Annotated in this window: 15 protein-coding genes; 9 read left to right on the top strand and 6 right to left on the bottom strand. The window is 69.8% G+C overall.

Annotation, left to right across the window (positions count from 1 at the left end; translation table 11 throughout):
- Positions 1 to 38 precede the first annotated feature (38 nt).
- Both ACFLIT_RS07475 and ACFLIT_RS07470 read right to left on the bottom strand, forming a co-directional pair.
- Positions 39 to 584, bottom strand: a complete 546-nt coding sequence (locus ACFLIT_RS07475) for a TetR/AcrR family transcriptional regulator (RefSeq protein WP_479910581.1) — start codon at positions 582 to 584, stop codon at positions 39 to 41.
- Entirely contained in the window at positions 581 to 1,138 is a 558-nt protein-coding gene (locus ACFLIT_RS07470; RefSeq protein WP_479910580.1) for a dihydrofolate reductase family protein, read from the bottom strand. The genes ACFLIT_RS07475 and ACFLIT_RS07470 overlap by 4 nt, the downstream gene beginning before the upstream one ends.
- An 89-nt stretch (positions 1,139 to 1,227) precedes the next feature.
- On the opposite strand from ACFLIT_RS07470, the gene ACFLIT_RS07465 reads away from it, so the two are divergent.
- Both ACFLIT_RS07465 and ACFLIT_RS07460 read left to right on the top strand, forming a co-directional pair.
- A complete protein-coding gene (locus tag ACFLIT_RS07465) occupies positions 1,228 to 1,818 on the top strand; it encodes a hypothetical protein (protein ID WP_479910579.1) in 591 nt (196 codons plus the stop codon).
- A gap of 4 nt (positions 1,819 to 1,822) precedes the next feature.
- Complete coding sequence (locus ACFLIT_RS07460) at positions 1,823 to 2,542, top strand: dienelactone hydrolase family protein (protein ID WP_479910578.1); 720 nt, start codon at positions 1,823 to 1,825, stop codon at positions 2,540 to 2,542.
- A gap of 3 nt (positions 2,543 to 2,545) precedes the next feature.
- Here the strand turns inward: ACFLIT_RS07460 and ACFLIT_RS07455 are convergent, their stop codons facing one another.
- From ACFLIT_RS07455 to cysD, 3 genes are all read right to left on the bottom strand, one after another.
- Positions 2,546 to 3,238 carry a DUF2490 domain-containing protein gene (locus tag ACFLIT_RS07455; RefSeq protein ID WP_479910577.1) on the bottom strand — a complete coding sequence of 231 codons (693 nt, stop codon included), beginning with the start codon at positions 3,236 to 3,238 and terminating at the stop codon, positions 2,546 to 2,548.
- An 89-nt stretch (positions 3,239 to 3,327) separates the two neighbouring features.
- Complete coding sequence (gene cysN, locus ACFLIT_RS07450) at positions 3,328 to 5,232, bottom strand: sulfate adenylyltransferase subunit CysN (protein WP_479910576.1); 1,905 nt, start codon at positions 5,230 to 5,232, stop codon at positions 3,328 to 3,330.
- Positions 5,232 to 6,149 (bottom strand): sulfate adenylyltransferase subunit CysD, encoded by a 918-nt coding sequence (cysD, locus tag ACFLIT_RS07445; RefSeq protein WP_479910575.1) that lies wholly within the window; start codon positions 6,147 to 6,149, stop codon positions 5,232 to 5,234. Before cysD ends, cysN begins: the two co-directional genes overlap by 1 nt.
- A 284-nt stretch (positions 6,150 to 6,433) precedes the next feature.
- Here cysD and ACFLIT_RS07440 point away from each other — a divergent pair, with 284 nt between their 5' ends.
- Positions 6,434 to 8,767, top strand: coding sequence for a hybrid sensor histidine kinase/response regulator (locus ACFLIT_RS07440; protein WP_479910574.1), 2,334 nt, complete (start codon positions 6,434 to 6,436; stop codon positions 8,765 to 8,767).
- 44 nt (positions 8,768 to 8,811) lie between these two features.
- Here the strand turns inward: ACFLIT_RS07440 and ACFLIT_RS07435 are convergent, their stop codons facing one another.
- Positions 8,812 to 10,365: a helicase HerA-like domain-containing protein gene (locus tag ACFLIT_RS07435; protein WP_479910573.1), complete on the bottom strand. Its 1,554-nt coding sequence runs from the start codon at positions 10,363 to 10,365 to the stop codon at positions 8,812 to 8,814.
- Positions 10,366 to 10,405: 40 nt separating this feature from the next.
- Between ACFLIT_RS07435 and ACFLIT_RS07430 the strand changes: the two genes are divergently transcribed.
- The 6 genes from ACFLIT_RS07430 (at position 10,406) to ACFLIT_RS07405 (ending at position 20,277) form a co-directional block, all read left to right on the top strand.
- Positions 10,406 to 11,581 (top strand): AI-2E family transporter, encoded by a 1,176-nt coding sequence (locus ACFLIT_RS07430; RefSeq protein WP_479910758.1) that lies wholly within the window; start codon positions 10,406 to 10,408, stop codon positions 11,579 to 11,581.
- Between the two features lie 274 nt (positions 11,582 to 11,855).
- Entirely contained in the window at positions 11,856 to 16,748 is a 4,893-nt protein-coding gene (locus tag ACFLIT_RS07425; protein ID WP_479910572.1) for an NAD-glutamate dehydrogenase, read from the top strand.
- Positions 16,749 to 16,928: 180 nt separating this feature from the next.
- Positions 16,929 to 17,300 carry a succinate dehydrogenase, cytochrome b556 subunit gene (gene sdhC / locus ACFLIT_RS07420; protein ID WP_479910571.1) on the top strand — a complete coding sequence of 124 codons (372 nt, stop codon included), beginning with the start codon at positions 16,929 to 16,931 and terminating at the stop codon, positions 17,298 to 17,300.
- Positions 17,300 to 17,686, top strand: coding sequence for a succinate dehydrogenase, hydrophobic membrane anchor protein (sdhD, locus tag ACFLIT_RS07415; protein WP_479910570.1), 387 nt, complete (start codon positions 17,300 to 17,302; stop codon positions 17,684 to 17,686). The genes sdhC and sdhD overlap by 1 nt, the downstream gene beginning before the upstream one ends.
- Positions 17,686 to 19,473: a succinate dehydrogenase flavoprotein subunit gene (gene sdhA / locus ACFLIT_RS07410; RefSeq protein ID WP_479910569.1), complete on the top strand. Its 1,788-nt coding sequence runs from the start codon at positions 17,686 to 17,688 to the stop codon at positions 19,471 to 19,473. The genes sdhD and sdhA overlap by 1 nt, the downstream gene beginning before the upstream one ends.
- A gap of 15 nt (positions 19,474 to 19,488) precedes the next feature.
- Positions 19,489 to 20,277: a succinate dehydrogenase iron-sulfur subunit gene (locus ACFLIT_RS07405; RefSeq protein ID WP_479910568.1), complete on the top strand. Its 789-nt coding sequence runs from the start codon at positions 19,489 to 19,491 to the stop codon at positions 20,275 to 20,277.
- Positions 20,278 to 20,314: the final 37 nt, after the last annotated feature.

Raw genomic sequence — 20,314 nt, 5'->3', positions numbered from 1 at the left:
TCAACGGGCCAGATGATTCCATCTGGCCCTAAAAGGCTCTAGGCGGGAACCAAAGCGTCCAGCAACAAGGCGAGGGCGGCGCGGTATTCGGCCAGCGCCGCCTCACGGTCGGTCCCGTTGACGGCCACCGCGAAGCCGTAGCCGTGCGTGTAGTCGACCAGGATGTCGCGCACCCGGGCGGTGAAGGCCGCGCCCTGGGCCTCGGCCAGCAGGCCGTCGAGGTCGGCCGTGAACCATCGCGGTCCGCCTTCGAAGGCGGACGGCGTGTCGAACAGCATCATGAACAGGGCCGGGTGGGCGACGACCGCCCGGCAATAGGCATGCATCAGCCCGGCGACACGCTCGCGGGACGAACCCTCGCCGGCCGCCACGTTCGCCAGAACGCGGTCGGCCAGGGCGCCGATCAGGGCCTCGCGGCCGCCGACGTGGTGATAGATCGCCATGGGCGTGACCGACAGGGCGGCGGCCAGCGCCCGCATGCTGAAGGCGGCCTGCCCTTGGTCGAGCAACGCCAGGGCGGCGGTCTCGACAGCTTCCCGATCAAGCCTGGCCTCGGCGCCCTTCGGACGACCCGCGCGGCTCAACGATCGACCGTGAAGCGCGATTGCACCAGGCCGGAGGCGAAGCCGCGCACGCCCTGGTGCGTCAGGCGGATGTCGCCGTCGGTGCGCCCGAACAGCGGCAGGCCGTCTCCGAGCAGGATGGGGACCTGAGTCACGACGAGGTCCTCGATCAGGCCCGCCCGCAGGAACGCCTGGATCACCTGGCCGCCATCGACATAGGCCCGCCGCCAGCCCTCGGCCGCCACGTGCGCCATGGCTTCCTCAGGCGTCTCGTCACGAAAGACCACCTTGCCCCTCAGGCGCTCCGGCGGCTCCGTTCCCGTCAGCCGGCGCGACAACACCACCACGGGGCGGGTGTAGTACCAGGGCTCCACGGCCAGCATCTTCTCATAGGTCCCGCGCCCCATGATCAGGCCGTCGATATCGGCGATGAAGGCCTCATAGCCGTGGTCCTCGCCCTGTGCGCCCGGAAACGAGACCAGCCACTCGATGTCGCCGTCACGGCGCGCGATGAAGCCGTCGAGGCTGGCGGCGATGAAGACGTGGCCGGTGGCCTGGGGGGCGGGGTCGCTCATATTATACATCGTATAAATAATACGATCGCATCACAAGCCGGGCCGACGCCCCTAGGAACGGGCGCCCTTTGCGGGGCATTGTGCAGGGCATGAAACGCACCCTGCCGATCCTCGCCGTCTCCGCCCTGGCCTTGGGCCTCGCGGCCTGCGGCGACCAGAAGCCCGCCGCGCCGCCGCCGCAGCAACCGACGGCGGCCGAGCCGGCGCCGAACTATCCGCCGGTCGAGCCGCCGGCTCCCGGCGCGCCGGGCGGCTTCCCGGATGACCGCACGCCGATCAGCGAAGCGCCGTTCACGCCCGAGAGCGAGCAGGGCGCCGCCGACGTGGTGCAGACCTACGCCGCGCACATCGGCCAGAAGGACTACGCCGCCGCCTACGCCCTGCTGCGCAACCCGTCGCAGACGGTGGTTCAGTTCACCCAGGGGTTCGGCAAGTACTACCAGTACGACATGCAGGTCGGCTCGCCGGGCCGCATCGAGGGCGCCGCCGGCTCGCTGTTCATCCAGGTGCCGGTGCTGATCTACGGCCGCCTGAAGACCGGCGAGACGGTCAATGAGCTCGGCTCGGCCACCCTCCGCCGCAGCAACAATGTCGACGGCGCGACCCCCGAGCAGCGGCTGTGGCGCATCGAGAAGTTCGAGACCAAGCCCACCGAGGCCAACGGCGTCGCCAACGGGTGACGGCTTGATCGAGGGGATCGGGGCCGACTGGGCGAAGCTGGCGCCGCATGTCGTCGCCATCGGGCCGCGCGACGACGCGCCGCGTCCCGCCGTGCTGCTGTTCCATGGCTGCGGCGGGGTGCAGGAGCATCTTTTCGACTATGCGCGGGACCTGGCCGACCGTGGCCTGCGCGCCTTCGTGGTCGACAGCTACGCCCCGCGCGGATGGAGCCGAACCTACGCCCTGGCGACCGTCTGCACGGGCCTCGCCTTTCGTGGCTCGACCCGCGCGTGCGATGTGCTGGCGGCGATCTGGGGCGTCTCCCAGCGGCCGGACGTCGATGCGACGCGGCTGGGCCTCGCCGGCTGGAGCCACGGCGCCTGGTCGATCAACGAACTGATGGCCCGCGACCTCGCGCTCGAGGCGGAGGACCTGCTGTCCGGCGTGCGGGCGCTCGGCTTCGTCTACGCCTATGTCGGCCCCGGCGCGACGCGGGCGGCCTGGCGGCGCGGCGCCCCGGCCCTGGTGATCGCCGCCGAGCAGGACCACCTCGCCTCGCCCGCCCAGCAGGCCCGCGCCTATCGCTCGCTGGCCGCGCTCGGCCACGAGGTGGAGACCTGGCTCGCCGCCGCCACCCACGCCTTCGACCAGCCGGGCGTCACCTTTCCCATGCGGCGGGACGAGGCCATGGCCGCCGAGTGTCGGCGGCGGCTGGCGGACTTCTTCGCCGCGCGGCTGGGCTGAGCCTCAGAACCGGCCGAACAAGCTGACCGAAGCGATGTGGTTCATCCGGTCGTCGTCGCCCGGACGGTCGATGTACTGGTTCAGGTAGCCGACCTCGAAGCGCGCCTTCGGGGCCACACTGAAGCCGACGCCGGCGAAGTTGCGGATCTGGTCGAAGCCCGAGCGGGCGCCCCAGTCGGCATCGCCGAGGGCGATAAAGGTCTCGCTGGTCAGCACCAGCGACGGGGCAGCGCCGCCGGGTGGGGCTCCGGCATTGAACGGCCGGTCGTATTTGAAGAACTGTCGCACCCGCCAGCCCGTATCGTCGCCGCCGTCGACCCGGCGCTGCTCCAGGCGCGAGCGGCTGGTGATCGCCGCGTCGCCGAGCTTGCCGACGTTCCACAGCGCCTGCTGCCAGAGGCGGTCCTCCGCCTGGTCCTTGCCGGGGTTTTGGTTGGTGATCCGCCCGTAGCCCGCCCACAGCGATAGGCGCGGCGTCGCCTGCCAGCCGACGCCCGGACGCAGGATCGACTGGGTCAACCGGCGGGCGTTGTCGCCAAACCGCCCCTGCGCCTCGGCCCACAGCATCAGGCGGCCTTTGACGGGACCCTGGTAGGTGACGTTGCCCCAGGCCTGGCGGTCGTGGTCGTCCGCCAGGGCGGGGGTGGCGAAGGCAAGGCAGAGGCCGGCGGCGGCCAGGAGAAGAGCGCGCGACATCCGGCCCGGCTAGCCGAGCCCCGGCGGCCTGTCACGGCCGCCGGGGGCGCCGAAACGCGATGTCACGAAGCCGAAACGCGGCGTCTAACTCAGCGCCCGATTACCCCGCCGGCCTTCAGCTTCTCAAGGATGGCCTCGGCCGCCGCCTCGGGACCACCGGCGCCGTCGAGATGAATCTCGGGGGCCTCCGGCGCCTCGTAAGGGCTGTCGATGCCGGTGAAGTTCTTCAGCTCGCCGGCCCGGGCCTTCTTGTAGAGACCCTTGACGTCGCGCTGCTCGGCCACGGCCAGGGGCGTGTCGACGAACACCTCGAAGAACTCGCCTTCGCCCATCATCCGCCGGGCCATGTCGCGCTCGGCGCGGAACGGCGAGATGAACGACACCAGCACGATCAGGCCGGCGTCGGCCATCAGCCGGGACACCTCGGCGACGCGGCGGATGTTTTCCACCCGGTCGGCGTCGGTGAAGCCGAGGTCGCGGTTCAGCCCGTGGCGCACATTGTCGCCGTCGAGCAGGTAGGTGTGGCGGCCCTCGGCCTGCAGCCGCTTCTCGACGATGTTGGCGATGGTCGACTTGCCGGCGCCCGAAAGGCCGGTGAACCACAGCACGGCCGGCTTCTGGCCCTTCTGAGCCGCGCGGCTCTCCTTGCTGACGTCCAGGGCCTGCCAGTGGATGTTGTGCGAGCGGCGCAGGGCGAAGCGGATCATCCCGGCGCCGACCGTGGCGTTGGAGATCCGGTCGATGAGGATGAAGCCGCCGAGATCCGGATTGGTCTCGTAGGGCTCGAAGGCCACCGTCTGGTCGAGGCTCACCGTGGCGACGGCGATCTCGTTGAGCTCCAGGGTCGTGGTCGCCAGGTGCTCCAGGGTGTTGACGTTGACCTTGTACTTCAGGTCCAGCACCTGGGCCGAGACGAGGCGGGTCCCGATCTTAAGCCAGTAGGGGCGGCCCGGCAGCAGCGCTTCCTCGGCCATCCAGACGAGGGTGGCCTCGAACTGGTCGGCGGCCTCCGGCGGGTCGCCGGCGGCGGCGATGACGTCGCCGCGCGAGCAGTCGATCTCGTCGGCCAGGGTGATGGTCACCGACTGGCCGGCGACGGCCAGATCAAGGTCTCCGCCCTTGTCGACGATGCGGGCCACCGTCGAGGTGCGGCCCGAGGGGGCCACGCGAATGGCGTCGCCGGGGCGCACGGTCCCTTGAGCGATCTGACCGGCGAAGCCGCGGAAGTCGAGGTTCGGACGGTTCACCCACTGCACCGGCAGGCGCAGCGGCAGACGGGCCAGGCGGTCGGCGTCGACCTCCACCGTCTCCAGGTGCTCCATCAGCGACGGACCCGCGTACCAGGGCGTGGCGTCGCTCTTGGCGGTGATGTTGTCGCCCTTCAGGCCGCTGATCGGGATGGCCAGCACGTCGGTCAGGCCGATCTCGTCGGCGAAGGCGCGGTAGTCGGCGACGATCTCTTCGAAGCGGTCCTTCGACCAGCCGACGAGGTCCATCTTGTTGACCGCCAGCACCGCCTTGCGCACGCCCAGCAGCTTCACGAGGTAGCTGTGGCGGCGGGTCTGGGTCAGCACGCCCTTGCGGGCGTCGATCAGGATCACCGCCAGGTCCGCCGTCGAGGCGCCGGTGACCATGTTGCGGGTGTACTGCTCGTGGCCGGGGGTGTCGGCGACGATGAACTTGCGGCGGTCGGTCGAGAAGAACCGGTAGGCCACGTCGATGGTGATGCCCTGCTCGCGCTCGGCGGCCAGGCCGTCAACCAGCAGGGCGAAGTCGATCTCCTGGCCCTGGGTGCCGAGCTTCCTGGAGTCGGCCTCCAGCGCGGCCAGCTGATCCTCGAAAATCATCTTGGAGTCGTAGAGCAGCCGCCCGATCAGGGTCGACTTGCCGTCGTCCACCGAGCCGCAGGTAATGAAGCGCAGCAGGCTCTTGCGACGGTGCGCGTCGAGGTAGCCCTCGATGTCGCTGGCGATGAGGTCGGATTGGTGGGCCATCAGAAGTAGCCCTCCTGCTTCTTCTTCTCCATGGAGGCGGCCTGGTCGTGGTCGATGACCCGCCCCTGGCGCTCGCTGCTGGTGGTCAGCAGCATCTCCTGAATGATTTCCGGCAGCGTCGCCGCCTCGCTCTCGATCGCCCCGGTCAGCGGGTAGCAGCCGAGCGTGCGGAACCGCACGGTCTTCGTCTGCGGGGTTTCGCCCGGCTCCAGCGGCATGCGGTCGTCGTCGACCATGATCAGGGCGCCGCCGCGCTCCACCACCGGCCGCGGGGCGGCGAAATAGAGGTCGGGGATCGGGATGTTCTCCAGGTGGATGTATTGCCAGACGTCCAGCTCGGTCCAGTTGGAGATCGGGAACACCCGGATGCTTTCGCCCTTGTGCTTGCGGGCGTTGTAAAGCTTCCAGAGTTCGGGGCGCTGGCTCTTCGGATCCCAGCGGTGCTGGGCGTTGCGGAACGAGAAGATGCGCTCCTTGGCGCGGCTCTTTTCCTCGTCGCGGCGCGCGCCGCCGAAGGCGGCGTCGAACCCGTACTTGTCCAGCGCCTGCTTCAGGCCCTGGGTCTTCATCACGTCGGTGTGCACGGCCGAGCCGTGGGTGAAGGGGCCGACGCCGGCGGCGACGCCTTCCGGGTTCTTGTGGACCAGCAGCTTGAAGCCGAGTTCGGCGGCGCGGGCGTCGCGGTGCTCGTACATGGCCTTGAACTTCCAGCCGGTGTCGACGTGCAGCAGCGGGAAGGGCGGCGGCGCGGGCCAGAAGGCCTTCACGGCCAGGTGCAGCATCACGGCGCTGTCCTTGCCGACCGAATAAAGCATCACCGGGTTCTCACACTCGGCGACGACTTCGCGCAGGATGTGGATGCTCTCGGCCTCGAGTCTCTGCAGGTGGGTCAGACTGGGCGGTGCGGGGGACGACAAGGGACGCGCAGGCTCCGGACAAAAATCGGGCTTTCCGTCACCACGGGCGGCCTTCCGGCGCAATGCAGAAGGCCTGACCCCCGGCGCAGTAATGCTGAGCATGGCCGCAGTTTTGGCGCCGCGCGGGTCGTAATTTCATTCGCTTCTCGGGCCTCGGTCGCTGGCGACCCGCCGTCCTCGCTTGGCTCACAAGGCGGCTCGACCCCGCACCGGCGACGCTGCTGGACGCGGCGCCGAGGTCGCGCCTACAGTCCTCCCAGCTTGCAAGGGGGCGTCGGGTTCGGATGCTGGGGCGCGTCGCCGTAAGGTTCGCCACCGCCGATCATAAGCCGCTGGTCGCCTATGCCGCCGCCACGCTCTGCGTCGGCATCGGGGTGGCCCTGCGCGGGCTGCTGAATCTTTTCCTGGTCTCGCCCGGCGTCTATGCGCCCTTCTTCCCGGCCATCCTGCTGGCGACGGCCATAGGCGGCGTCGGGCCGGGCCTCTTCGCCATGGGTCTGGGAGCGGCGATCGGCCTCGGCTTCTGGGGCGGGTCGAGCGGCTTCCTGCGGATGACCGACCCGCAGGTGAGCAACTTCGCGCTTTATCTCATCGTCAGCGCGGTCCTGATCGTGATTATCGAGGGCATGCGCGTCGCCGTCCGGCGCGGCTTTCAAGCCGAGGAGCGCTTCCGCAGCGCGCAGGACAGCGCGCTCGACGCCTTCGTCATTCTCGATCCGGTGAAGCGTCGCGGCGAGATCGTCGACTTCCGCTGGAGCTACGCCAATCCCGCAGCCGAGAGGATGCGGCCGAAGGGCGTCTCGACGCTCGTGGGGCGGCGGGTGCTGGAGATGTTTCCCGACGCCGCCGGCGCCATGATGGTCGCCAGGATGAAGAGCGTGCTCGCGGCCGATCATCCGGACGATCTGGAGCTCCGCTGGCGCCAGGACGGCGTGGAATCCCTACTGCGATCCACCGCCGTTCGCCTTGGCGAGGGGGTGGCCGCCACCTTCCGCGACGTAACCGGCGAGCGGGCCGCCGCGGAGGCGCTTCGCCGGTCGGAAGCCCAGTTCCGGGCCCTCGCCGAAATGACGCCCCAGCTGAGCTGGTCGACCGACGCCGCCGGGCAGGTGGACTATTTCAGTCCGCAGTGGAGCGCCTACACCGGCGTGCCGGAGGCTGAGCATTTCGGCGCCGGCTGGCTCGACGCCCTGCATCCCGACGATCGCGCGTCGGCGGCCGCCGCCTGGCGCCGCGCCGTCGAGGAAGACCGCGCCTATGACACCGAATACCGCTTGAGACGTCATGACGGCGCCCTGCGCTGGTTCAAGGTGCGCGGTCAGCCGATCCGCGACGAGGCCGGCGCCATCCAGCGCTGGTTCGGCGTCTGCATCGACATCTCCGAACTGGTCGAAGCCCGCCGCGATCTGGAAGCCCGCTTCGAGGCCCGCAGCCGCGAACTGGAGCAAAGCCTGGAGGACCGCGCCCGCACCGAGGCGGCCCTGGCCCAGGCCCAGCGGCTGGAGACGGTTGGCCGGCTGACGGGCGGGGTCGCCCATGACTTCAACAACCTGCTGACCGTGGTTATCGGCGGCCTCGACATGATCCTGCGCAAGCCGGGCGATACCGCGCGGGTGACGCGCTACGGCCAGGCGGCCCTGGAGGCCGGGCGGCGAGGCGAGCGGCTGACCCGCCAGCTGCTGGCCTTCGCCCGCAGCCAGGAGCTGAGGCTGCAGACTGTCGATCTCGCCGGCCTGCTGCGCAGCTCCGAGCCCTTGATGCGACGGGCGGTCGACGAGGCGGTGGACCTGAAGGTGATCGCGCCGATCGACGTCGGCGGGGCTCGGGTCGATGCGGCTCAGTTCGAAAGCGCGGTGCTCAACCTGGTGGTCAACGCCGCCGACGCCACGCCGTCGGGCGGGGCCATCACCCTGAAGGTGGATCGCCGCACCCTGGCCGAGGGCGAGGTGGCCGACGCCGCGCCGGGCGACTGGTTATGTGTCTCGGTGGCCGATACCGGCGCCGGCATGCCGCCGCATGTGCTGGCGCGGGTGTTCGAACCCTTCTTCACCACCAAGGAGATCGGCAAGGGCACCGGGCTCGGCCTCGCCCAGGTCTACGGCTTCGTGCGCCAGTGCGGCGGGGCGGTGACCGTGGACAGCACGGTGGGCGAGGGCACGACAGTCAGCCTCTACCTGCCGCGCGCCGATCTGAGCGAGGCCGAGGCCCCGGCAGCCGCCGCCGTCGTCGACATTTCGTCCCTGGCCGGGCGCCGCGTGCTGCTGGTCGAGGACGACGCGGCGGTGCGCGAGGTCGGCGAGGCGGCCCTGGCCGAATTCGGCTGCCAGGTGACGACCGCCGTCGACGGCCGTGAGGCCATGGCGCGGCTGCGCGCCGGCGAGCGCTTCGAGCTGCTGATCTCCGACGTGGTCATGCCCGGCGGCGTCAGCGGCGTCGATGTCGCCCGGATGGGCCGGGAGCTAGACCCGGGATTGGCGATCCTGCTGACCACCGGCTATGCGGGCGAACGCGTCGACGGCGCGCCGGCCGACCTGCCCTGGGCGATCCTGCGCAAGCCGTTCCGCACCGACGACCTGGCGGCCGCGATGATCGACGCGCTGAAGGGCGGGGCGGCCTGACCCCGGCTCACGATTCCAGAACCGCGTTTGAGTTCGCGGGCGTCCTACCGCTTTCGCAGACTTCCCAACACGCCCCGCATGATCTCGCGGCCGATGGAGCTGCCGACGCTGCGGAGGACGGACTTGGCGAGGGCTTCGCCCATCGACTGGCGGTTGCTGGCGCGGGCGCGCGGAGCGGCCTTGGGGGCCGGAGCGCGGGTTCGGGGCGCGGGGGTCGTGCCCCAGGGGCTCGGGTCGTAGCGCGGCTGGCGGGCGGCTTCTTCCTGCTGCGCTTCGGCCTGGGCGGCGGCGGCGCTCTGGCGGGCGGCGGCTTCCAGGCGTTCGAAGGCGCTCTCGCGGTCCTGCATCTGGTCGTAGGTTCCGCGCACCGGGCTGGCGGCCATGGTCGCGGCGCGCTCGGGCGGCAGGGCCGGGCCCATGCGGCTGTCCGGCGGGCGGATCATGGTGCGCTGCACGACGCACGGCGCGCCCTTCTCGTCGAGGCAGGAGACCAGGGCCTCGCCGACCCCCAGGGCCTGGATGGTCTCGGCGGTGTCGAAGGCCGGGTTGGCGCGGAATGACTGCGAGGCGGCGCGCAGGCCCTTCTGGTCGGCGGGGGTGTAGGCGCGCAGGGCGTGCTGGATGCGGTTGCCGAGTTGGGCCAGCACGCCGTCGGGGATATCGGCCGGGTTCTGGGTGACGAAATAGATGCCGACGCCCTTGGAGCGGATCAGGCGCACGACCTGCTCGACCTTCTCCAGCAGCGGCTTGGGGGCGTCGTTGAACAGCAGGTGGGCTTCGTCGAAGAAGAACACCAGCCTGGGCTTGTCGGGATCGCCCACCTCGGGCAGCACCTCGAACAGCTCCGACATCAGCCACAGGAGGAAGGTGGCGTAGAGGCGCGGGCTCTGGATCAGCTGGTCGGCGGTCAGGATGCTGACGTAGCCGCGGCCCGCCGCGTCGGTGCGCATCAGGTCGGTGAGCTGCAGGGCGGGCTCGCCGAAGAAATGGGTCGCGCCCTGGTTCTCCAGGGTCAGCAGCTTGCGCTGGATGGTTCCCACCGTGGCGGGCGAGACGTTGCCGTACTGGGCGCCGATCTCGGCGGCGTGGTCGGCCACGTACTTCAGCATCGACTGCAGGTCCTTGAGGTCCAGCAGCAGGAGACCCTGCTCGTCGGCGACGCGAAAAGTGACGTTGAGCACGCCTTCCTGCACCTCGTTCAACTCCAGCAGGCGCGACAGCAGCAGCGGCCCCATCTCCGAGGCGGTGGCGCGGATCGGGTGGCCCTTCTGGCCGAACAGATCCCAGAAGACGGTCGGCATGGCGGCGGGGGCCAGGGTGATGCCCATGCCCTGGGCGCGGGCCAGCATCTTCTCATTGGGCGCGCCGGCCTGGCTGATGCCCGAAAGGTCGCCCTTCACGTCGGCGGCGAACACCGGAACGCCCGCGCGGCTGAAGCCCTCGGCGAGAATCTGCAGGGTGACGGTCTTGCCGGTGCCGGTCGCGCCGGCGACGACGCCGTGGCGGTTGGCGCGGTCGAGCCTGAGGCCGACGGGCGCGTCGGCGCCGTCGCTTGGGGCGGCGACCGGGATGGAACCTTCAAGAGCAGACCAGTCCATTCGGCGTCTCCGAGCGTTGCTGTCTAAGGCCTAGCAAATGATGCTGCGCCGCGCCAACCTGAGCCTCATGACGACCAGCCCCGAAAAGCCCCCGCTCGCGCCCGCCTCCATCTCCAAGACCGCGCGCAACGCCCTGGTCATCCTGGCTGCGATCGTCACGGGCGCGGCCCTGCACTGGCTGGGCGACATCCTCACGCCCCTGGCCCTGGCCGTGTTCCTGGCGGTGATGGTCGATGGTTTCGCGCGGGTGCTGCGCGACAAGGCCCCTATCCCCGACGCGGCCGCCCTGCCGGTAGCCATCGTGCTGTCGATCCTGATGTTCGCCGGCAGCGCCTATGTGATCGCCGACAACGCCTCGACCTTCGTCGGCCAGCTGTCGACCTACGGCCCGCGCCTGAACGCGGTGATCGCCCGCACGGCGGGAATGCTGCATCTGGCGGTCACGCCGACGCTGGACGACCTGTTCCGGCAACTGAACCCGACCCGCTACATCGGCGACGTGGCCAAGGTGCTGCAGAGCTTCGCCTCCAACGCGGTGTTCGTGCTGATCTATCTCGGCTTCATCCTGGCCTCGCGGCGCGGCTTCCGGCGCAAGATCGTGGCGATGTTCCCCGAGCAGAAGGACCGCGCCGACGCGGTGCAGATCTTCCAGTCGGTGCGCAACGGCGTGGAGCAGTATCTGTGGATCCAGACCGTGACGGGCCTGATGATCGCCGCCGCCTCGTGGGCGATCATGGCCGGGGTGGGGCTGGAGAACGCCGCCTTCTTCGCCTTCCTGATCTTCATCGTCGGCTACATCCCGATCATCGGCGGGGCGGTGGGCGTGCTGCTGCCGCCGCTGTTCGCCCTGGTGCAGTTCGACACCATCTGGCCGGCCGTGGTGCTGATCGGCGTGCTGCAGGCGATCAACTTCGTGGTGGGCAATATCATCCTGCCGCGCATGCAGGGCGACAGCCTGAACATCGATCCGGTGGTGGTGCTGCTGTCCCTGGCCTTCTGGGGCGCGATCTGGGGCGTGCCGGGCATGTTCCTCTCCACGCCGCTGACGGTGATGTTCATGGTCATCCTGGCGCAGTTCCCGAGCGGGCGGTGGATCGCGGTGCTGCTGTCCAGCGACGGCGATCCGTCGGGGCTTTCGCACCATAGTCCGGGCCCCGCGGGGGTGGACGACAACCCGAAAAAACGCCGGGCGCGGGCGGCCGGGGGAAAATCGTGAGGCGCCCCTTTTTTCGCCTCCCGGGGCGCCTATCTGAATGTCTCGCCCGGGCCCACACCCCCCAATGCCCGGGTCTCGATGCGGCCCTCCACCCCCCACCCGGGGTCGCAAATGAGCCTTCCGCTCTCCCCCCCAAGAGCGGAGACTGCGCCGCCGGCCCCCCAGCCGGCGGCGTTTCCGCATCTGGGAAAAGTTTTGCCTGCGGCCTCGCCTTTTTCGTTGAACCTTCACCCATATGGCCTAGGTTCGTGGTAGAAAAATTGCGAGGAAGCCGATGGACGGCGAAACGCTCGTGCGCAACGGCGCAACCCTTTCCACCGAGTCGCTGCGGCGCGTCTTCACGGCCGCCGCCGGCCTGAAGGCGCCGGACCCCGCCGCCCCAAACTCCGCCGCTGAGGACTTCATCCGGCAGGCCGCCGCCGACTGCGCGCCGGAGGAGCTCCCGGGCCTCACCGAGGATGACGTCGGCGCCCTCCTGGCCGGGCTGTGGACCTTCGGCCGAGCCTTCGCCCCGGGCCAGCCGGCGGCGGTGCGCCTGCGCCGGGCGCTCGGAGCCGGCGATCGCGATCTGGGCTTCGACGTGCTGGAGATCGCACAGGACGACCGGCCGTTCCTGGTCGACAGCGTGATGAGCGAGGTGGCCGACGGCGGCTTCGTGGTTCGAGCCATGATCCACCCGATCGTCGGCGGCGTGTCGATGATTCAGGTGCACCTTGACAGCGTCGGCGACGACCGCGCCCCGGGGCTCGTGCAAGGCATGAACGGCGCCCTGCTCGACGTGCGCCAGGCGGTGGACGGCTTCGCCGCCATGCGCGCCCTGATGGCGCGCAGCCGCGCCGAGCTGGCGGCTTCGCCAGAGGCGGAAGGCGAGGCGGTGACAGAGGCCCTTGCGTTCCTCGACTGGCTGAACGACGACCACTTCGTGTTCCTGGGCGCGCGGGTCTATGATTATCCGCGCGACGCTTCGGGCGGCTACGCGGCCGAGGAGCCGCTCTTCGAGCCCGAGGCGAGCCTCGGGGTTCTGCGAGATCCCGAACGGATGGTGCTGCGCCGGGGCAGCGAGCCGGCGGTGCTTTCCGCCCAGCTGCGCCGCCAGATCGAGATCGGCGCGCCGCTGACGGTGGCTAAGTCCAACCTGCTGAGCCGCGTCCATCGGCGCGGCTACATGGACTATATCGGGGTGCGCCGGTACGGCGACGACGGCAAACCCTCGGGCGAGGTGCGGTTCGTCGGCCTGTTCACGGCCGAGGCCTATGAGGAGCCGGCGCGCGACGTGCCGCTGATCCGCCGCAAGGTCGCCCTTGTGCTGCAACGCTCCGGCGCCGCGCCGGGCGGGCACAATGAAAAACGCCTGCGCAACATTCTCGAGACCTGGCCGCGCGACGAGCTGTTCCAGAGCGGCGACGACGAACTGCTGTCGATGGCGCTGGGGGTGCTGCACCTCTACGACCGCCCGCGCGTGCGGCTGTTCGCCCGGCGCGATCCGTTCGACCGCTTCGTTTCGGTGATCCTGTTCGTCCCCCGCGACCGCTATGGCTCGGGGCTGCGCAAGCGGGTGGGGGAAATCCTGGCCAAGGCCTTCGGGGGCCGGGTGTCGGCCTATTATCCGAGCTTCTCCGAGCAGCCGTTGGCGCGGGTGCATTTCATCATCGGGGTGACGCCGGGCGACCACGCCGAGCCGGACCTGATCGCCATCGAGGCCGAGATCGCCGAGGCCGCCCGCACCTGGGAGGATCGCTTCGAGGCGGCCGTGCGCGGCGTGGCCAAGGCCTCGGGCGCCGGCGCCACCGCCGTCTCCGCCCAGTTGGCCGCCTGGGGCGAGGCGTTCCCGCCCGGCTATCGCGACCAATACGACGCCGCCGAGGCGCTGATCGACCTGGCCGAGGTCGAAGCCCTGGAGGCGAGCGGCGAGGCGGTGCGGGTGCGGGCCTTCCGCCGACCGGCCGATTCCGCCCTGACGTTCCGCTTCAAGCTCTACCGCCCGAAGACCGCCGCGCCCCTGGCCGACGTGCTGCCGATCCTGGAGCGCATGGGGCTGAAGGCGATGATCGAGGAGGGCTTCAAGCTTTCGCCTCGCGCTCCTGAAAGAGAAGCGGACGCTCGCGACGGTCGCGATGTGTGGGTGCATGAGTTCATTCTGGAGGACGAGCGCGGCGAACACCTGTCGTTCGACGATGTGCGGGACGCCTTCGAGGACGCCTTCGTCGCCGTCTGGACCGGCCAGATCGAGAACGACGGCTTCAACCGCCTGGTGCTGGAGCTCGGCCTGCCGCCGCGGGACGCCGCCCTGATCCGCGCCCTCGCCGGCTATCGCCGCCAGAGCGGCCTCGATCCCAGCCGGGAGGTGCAGGAAGAGGCCTTGAGCGCCTATCCCGGCGTCGCCCGCCTGATCCTCGATCTCTTCCGCCTGAAGTTCGACCCCGCCATCAGGGCGGACGTCGCGGCCCGCGCCGAGCAGGCCGAGGCGCTGCAGGGCGAGATCGCCGCCGCTCTGCAGGCCGTCGCCAGCCTCGACGCCGACCGGGCGCTGCGCCGCATCGCCGCCCTGGTGGGGGCCATCCAGCGGACCAACTTCTACCAGACCGGGCCCGATGGGACGCCAAAGCCTTACATCAGCTTCAAGGTGGCCTCGCGCGAGCTGGCCGACCTGCCGGCGCCGAAGCCCTATCGCGAAATCTATGTAGCCGCGCCGCACATCGAAGGGGTGCATACCCGCTTCGGTCCGGTGGCGCGGGGCGGCCTGCGCTGGTCGGACCGGCGCGAGGACTTCCGCACCGAGGTGCTGAGCCTGGTGAAGGCCCAGCAGGTGAAGAACGCGGTGATCGTGCCCGTGGGGGCCAAGGGCTGCTTCTATCCGAAGGCGATCCCGGCCGGCGCCGCGCCGGACGCGGCCCGCGCCGAGGCCGTGCGGGCCTACAGGACCTTCCTCGCGGGCCTCTTGGACATCACCGACAACCTCGACGCCGCCGGCCGGCCGGTGCGGCCGGAAGGCGTGATCGCCCACGACGGTGACGACCCCTATCTGGTGGTCGCGGCCGACAAGGGCACGGCGACCTTCTCCGACATCGCCAACGGCGTGGCCGAGGACTACGGCTTCTGGCTGGGCGACGCCTTCGCGTCCGGCGGTTCGGCCGGCTACGACCACAAGGGCATGGGCATCACCGCGCGCGGGGCGTGGGAGGCGGTGAAGCGCCACTTCCGCGAGCTGGGCAAGGACATCCAGGCCGAGCCCTTCACCTGCGTCGGGGTGGGCGACATGTCGGGCGACGTGTTCGGCAACGGCATGCTGCTTTCCGAGCAGACCAAGCTGGTGGCGGCCTTCGACCACCGGCACATCTTCATCGATCCCGCCCCCGATCCGGCGCTCTCCTTCAGGGAGCGGGCGCGGCTGTTCGCCCTGCCGCGCTCGTCGTGGGACGACTACGACAAGAGCCTGATCTCCAAAGGCGGCGGGGTCTATCCGCGCAGTCTGAAGGCCATTCCGCTGAGCGCCGAGGCGCGGGCCCTGCTCGACATCAAGGCCGAGGCGCCCGACCCGTTCACGGTGATGACCGCCATCCTGAAGGCGCGGGCCGAGCTGCTCTACTTCGGCGGTATCGGCAACTATGTGAAGTCCAGCCGCGAGAGCCACGCCCAGGCGGGCGACAAGGCCAATGACGCCATCCGCATCGACGGCCCGGACCTGCGGGTGAAGGTGGTGGGCGAGGGCGCCAACCTCGGCATGACCCAGGCGGGGCGCATCGAGTATGCGCAAGCGGGGGGACGGCTGAACACCGACGCCATCGACAACTCGGCTGGCGTCGACACCTCCGACCACGAGGTGAACATCAAGATCCTGGTCGGCCAGGTGGAGCGGGCCGGGAGCATGACCCGCCAGGAGCGGGATGCGCTGCTGGCCTCGATGACCGACGACGTCGCCGCCCACGTGCTGGCCCACAACTACGACCAGACCCTCGCCCTGTCGCTGATGCAGGCCGACGGGATCGGGGCCATGGACGCCTACGCCGGCTTCATGACCAACTTGGAGCAGCGCGGTCGCCTCGACCGCGCCGTCGAAGGCCTGCCCACTCCGGCGGCGATGACAGAGCGGACCCAAGCCGGAGAGCCGCTGACCCGGCCGGAGCTGGCGGTGCTGCTGGCCTACGGCAAGCTGGACCTGAAGGACGAGATCGTCGCCGGGGCGGCGCCGGACGATCCCTGGTTCGAGGCGACGCTGAAGGCCTATTTCCCGGCCGGCCTCGGCGCGTTCGAGGACGAGATGAAGCGTCACCGGCTGCGGCGCGAGATCGTCACCATGGTGGTTGGCAACCGGATGGTGAACCTCTGCGGCCCGACCTTCCCGGGGCGTCTGCGCGCGGCGGCGGGCTGCACCACCGACGTCCTGGTCGCCGCCTTCGAGGCCGCGCGGACGGTGCTGGGCGTCGACGACCTCTGGGCGCGGGTGAACGCCCTCGACGGCAAGGCGCCGGCCGCCGCGCAACTGGCGCTTTACGGCGCCCTGTCGACCGCCCTGCGCGGTCAGACCTACTGGCTGGCGCGCCGGGCCAAGGCGGCCGGCCGGGGCGGGGTCTCGATCGGCGGCTTGGTCGACGCCTACGGCCCGGCCATCGCTCGGCTGAAGCCGCTGACCTCCGGCATGCTCGGGGCGACCGAGAAGGAGGCCCTGGCCAAACGCGCCAAGGCCTTCGTCAAGGCCGGGGCGCCGGAGGACCTGGCCCAGGTCGTAGCGGCCCTTCAGCCGCTGACCGTCACCGCCGATCTCGTGGACCTGGCGGCCGGCTCCAGCTGGCCCCTGGAGAACGTGGCGCGCCTCTATCACCAGGCGGGCGCGGCCTTCGCCATCGACCGGCTGCGGGCGGCGGCGGGCGCCTTCACGCCCGGCGACAGCTTCGAACGCCTGGCCGTGCGCCGCCTGATCGAGGATCTGCTGGCCGAGCAGGCGCAGATCACCGGAGCGATCGTAGAGTTCGCCGCCGGGCCGCAGGCCGGCGACATCGAACGCGCCCGCGAGGCCGTCAAGTCCTGGGCCGCCCTCAAGCCCGAGGTGGCCGACGCGGCGAGAACCGCGGTGGAAGAGATCGAAAAGGCTGGCGGCGGCTGGAGCTTCGCCAAGCTGACCATAGCCAACGCGGCCGTCCGCGAACTGGCGTCCGGGGCAGGGAGCTAAGCGTATCCCCCTGTCTGCGAACGGCTCTCAACTCCGCTGCATTGCACAAGGCCGCGTTGACACCGGGTCCCTCAGGACTAAAACCGGCCACGCTATATCCGGGGCAAGTGTGGGGACATTGTCGCACCCATGAGTGAAGCTGCGAGCGGACCGCGTCCGCGGGGTCCCAATGACCGGCCCATGTCGCCGCATACGTCGATCTGGCGCTGGCACATCACCATGGCCTCGTCGATCCTGCACCGCATCTCCGGCTGCGCCCTGTATTTCGGGGCCCTGATCCTGGCGGGCGGCGCCCTGTCGCTGGCCTGCGGTCCGGAGGCCTACGACATCTTCCGCGCCCTGATGGCCGGCTTCCTCGGCAAGATCGCGCTGTTCGGCCTGACCCTGGCGATCTTCTACCACCTGGCCCACGGCGTGCGGCACCTGACCTACGACGTCGGCTACGGCTTCCAGCCGAAGCTGGCGGACGCCATCGCCGTGGCCGAGATCGCCTTCACCATCGTGGCCACCGTCGTGGCCTGGTGGCTGGCCTACTACACGGGGGTGTTCTGATGGCTCGCAGCGCTGAAGCCCGCGTCAAGGCCCAGGGTTCCGCCAAGCACGGCGCCGGCCATTTCATCGCCGAGCGCGTCACCTCGATCGCCCTTGTGCCGCTGTCGCTGTGGGCCGTCTATGCGGTGATCGCCCTGGCGCCGCTGCCCTACGAGGGCGTGGTCGCCTGGCTGCAGTCGCCGCTGAACATCGTCCTGGCGACGCTGTTCATCGCCATCGCCTTCTACCACATGGGCATCGGCATGAAGGTGGTCATCGAGGACTACATCCATAAGCCCGGCAGCCTGGTTGCGCTGCTTCTGCTCAACACCTTGGCCTGGGGCCTCGGCGCTGTCGTCGCCATCGTCTGCATCCTCAAGGTCGCCTTCACGGGAGCCGTAGCCTGATGGCGGCCTACAAGTTCATCGATCACAAGTTCGACGTCGTCGTTGTCGGCGCCGGCGGCTCGGGCTTGCGCGCCGCCCTCGGCTGCGCCGCCGCCGGCCTGCGCACCGCCTGCGTCACCAAGGTGTTCCCGACCCGCAGCCATACCGTGGCCGCCCAGGGCGGCATCTCCGCCAGCCTCGGCAACATGAGCCACGACGAGTGGAAGTGGCATATGTACGACACCGTGAAGGGGTCGGACTGGCTGGGCGATCAGGACGCCATCGAATACCTGGCGCGCAACGCGCCGGCCGCCGTCTACGAGCTCGAGCACTGGGGCGTGCCCTTCTCGCGCACCGAGGAAGGCAAGATCTATCAGCGCGCCTTCGGCGGCATGACCAAGAACTACGGAGAGGCTCCGATCCAGCGCACCTGCGCGGCGGCCGACCGCACCGGCCACGCCATGCTGCACACCATGTACGGCCAGGCCGTCTCGAAACGGACCGAGTTCTTCATCGAGTATTTCGCGCTCGACCTGATCATGGACAACGGCGTCTGCCGGGGCGTGACCGCGTGGAAGCTCGACGACGGCACCCTGCACCGCTTCCAGGCGCAGCAGGTGATCCTGGCGACCGGCGGCTACGGTCGCGCCTATTTCTCGGCCACCAGCGCCCACACCTGCACGGGTGACGGCGGCGGCATGGCCCTGCGCGCTGGCCTGCCGCTGCAGGACATGGAGTTCGTGCAGTTCCACCCGACCGGCATCTACGGCGCCGGCTGCCTGATCACCGAAGGCGCCCGCGGCGAGGGCGGCTATCTGACCAACTCCGAGGGCGAGCGCTTCATGGAGCGCTATGCGCCGTCCGTGAAAGACCTGGCTCCGCGCGACATGGTCAGCCGGGCGATGACGTTGGAGATTCGCGAGGGTCGCGGCGTGGGCCCGAACAAGGACCACATCTTCCTGCACCTGGATCACCTGTCGCCGGAAACCCTGGCCGAGCGCCTGCCGGGCATTTCGGAGACCGCCAAGATCTTCGCCGGCGTCGACCTGACCCGCGAGCCGATCCCGGTGCTGCCGACCGTGCACTACAACATGGGCGGCATCCCGACGAACTTCCATTGCGAGGTGGTGACCAAGGCCGGCGGCGACCCGGACAGCATCATCCCCGGCCTGATGGCCGTGGGCGAGGCGGCCTGCGTCTCGGTGCACGGCGCCAACCGCCTGGGCTCCAACAGCCTGACCGACCTGGTGGTGTTCGGCCGCGCGGCCGGCCTGCGCTGCGGCGACATCCTGAAGCCGGGCGCGACCCAGCCCGACATGAAGGACGCCTGGACCGACGGCCACCTGACCCGCTTCGACCGCTTCCGCAACGCCAACGGCGGCACCCCGACCGCGAAGCTGCGTCTGGAGATGCAGCGCACCATGCAGGAAGACGCCGCCGTGTTCCGAACCGGCGAGAGCCTGAAGAGCGGCGCGGAGCGGATGGCCAAGGTGTTCGCCGGCAAGGCCGACCTTTCGGTGCAGGACCGCACCCTGATCTGGAACACCGATCTCGTGGAGACCCTCGAGCTCGACAACCTGATCGGCCAGGCCGTCGTCACCGTCGAGGGCGCGCTGAACCGCACCGAGAGCCGCGGCGCTCACGCCCGCGAGGACTTCTCCGAGCGGAATGACACCGAGTGGATGAAGCACACCCTCGCCTGGATCGACGAGAACACCGGCAAGGTGAGCATCGACTACCGGCCGGTGCACAACTTCACCATGACCGACGAGATCGACTACATCCCGCCGAAGGCGCGGGTCTACTAAGGGGGCGCACAGGTCATGGTCGAACTCGTCCTCCCGAAGAACTCCAAGGTCCAGCCGGGCCGCCACTGGCCGGCGCCGCAGGGCGCCGACAGGGCCAAGGTGCGCACCTTCCGCATCTACCGCTACGATCCGGAGACCGGTCTCAACCCGCGTTGGGACACCTATGACGTCGACACGAGCCAGTGCGGCCCGATGGTCCTCGACGCCCTGATCTACATCAAGAACGTCATCGACCCGACGCTGGCCTTCCGCCGTTCGTGCCGCGAAGGCGTCTGCGGTTCCTGCGCCATGAACATCGGCGGCCGCAACACCCTGGCCTGCACCCACGGCCACGCCGAGACGCCCGGCAAGGCCGTGCAGATCAGCCCGCTGCCGCACATGCCGGTGGTGCGCGACCTGATCCCGGACCTGACGGTGTTCTACGCCCAGTACGCCTCGATCGAGCCGTGGCTGCACACCACCACCCCGACGCCGGACACCGAGTGGCTGCAGAGCCCGAAGGACCGCGAGAAGCTCGACGGCCTCTACGAGTGCATCCTGTGCGCCTGCTGCTCGACCTCGTGCCCGAGCTACTGGTGGAACGGCGACAAGTATCTCGGCCCGGCCGCCCTGCTGCACGCCTACCGCTGGCTGATCGACAGCCGCGACGAGGCGACCGGCGAGCGCCTGGATGGCGTCGAGGACCCGTTCAAGCTCTACCGCTGCCACACGATCATGAACTGCGCCCAGGTCTGCCCCAAGGGGCTGAACCCGGCCAAGGCGATCGCCGAGATCAAGAAGATGATGGTCGAGCGGGCGCTCTAAGCCCGCGCTTCCGGCTCTTGCTTTTCGTCGCCAAACC

Source organism: Caulobacter sp. HJHS_5 (assembly GCF_056683955.1).
The sequence above is the reverse complement of the archived record's forward strand: the minus strand, read 5'-3'. Positions and strand labels throughout refer to the sequence as shown.

Excerpts from the sequence above, each read along its gene's own strand:
- ACFLIT_RS07470 (WP_479910580.1), bottom strand. The coding sequence starts at position 1,138 with ATGAGCGACCCCGCCCCCCAGGCCACCGGCCACGTCTTCATCGCCGCC.
- ACFLIT_RS07465 (WP_479910579.1), top strand. The coding sequence starts at position 1,228 with ATGAAACGCACCCTGCCGATCCTCGCCGTCTCCGCCCTGGCCTTGGGC.
- ACFLIT_RS07455 (WP_479910577.1), bottom strand. The coding sequence starts at position 3,238 with ATGTCGCGCGCTCTTCTCCTGGCCGCCGCCGGCCTCTGCCTTGCCTTC.
- cysN (WP_479910576.1), bottom strand. The coding sequence starts at position 5,232 with ATGGCCCACCAATCCGACCTCATCGCCAGCGACATCGAGGGCTACCTC.
- ACFLIT_RS07440 (WP_479910574.1), top strand. The coding sequence starts at position 6,434 with ATGCTGGGGCGCGTCGCCGTAAGGTTCGCCACCGCCGATCATAAGCCG.
- ACFLIT_RS07435 (WP_479910573.1), bottom strand. The coding sequence starts at position 10,365 with ATGGACTGGTCTGCTCTTGAAGGTTCCATCCCGGTCGCCGCCCCAAGC.
- ACFLIT_RS07430 (WP_479910758.1), top strand. The coding sequence starts at position 10,406 with ATGCTGCGCCGCGCCAACCTGAGCCTCATGACGACCAGCCCCGAAAAG.
- ACFLIT_RS07425 (WP_479910572.1), top strand. The coding sequence starts at position 11,856 with ATGGACGGCGAAACGCTCGTGCGCAACGGCGCAACCCTTTCCACCGAG.
- sdhC (WP_479910571.1), top strand. The coding sequence starts at position 16,929 with ATGTCGCCGCATACGTCGATCTGGCGCTGGCACATCACCATGGCCTCG.
- sdhD (WP_479910570.1), top strand. The coding sequence starts at position 17,300 with ATGGCTCGCAGCGCTGAAGCCCGCGTCAAGGCCCAGGGTTCCGCCAAG.
- sdhA (WP_479910569.1), top strand. The coding sequence starts at position 17,686 with ATGGCGGCCTACAAGTTCATCGATCACAAGTTCGACGTCGTCGTTGTC.
- ACFLIT_RS07405 (WP_479910568.1), top strand. The coding sequence starts at position 19,489 with ATGGTCGAACTCGTCCTCCCGAAGAACTCCAAGGTCCAGCCGGGCCGC.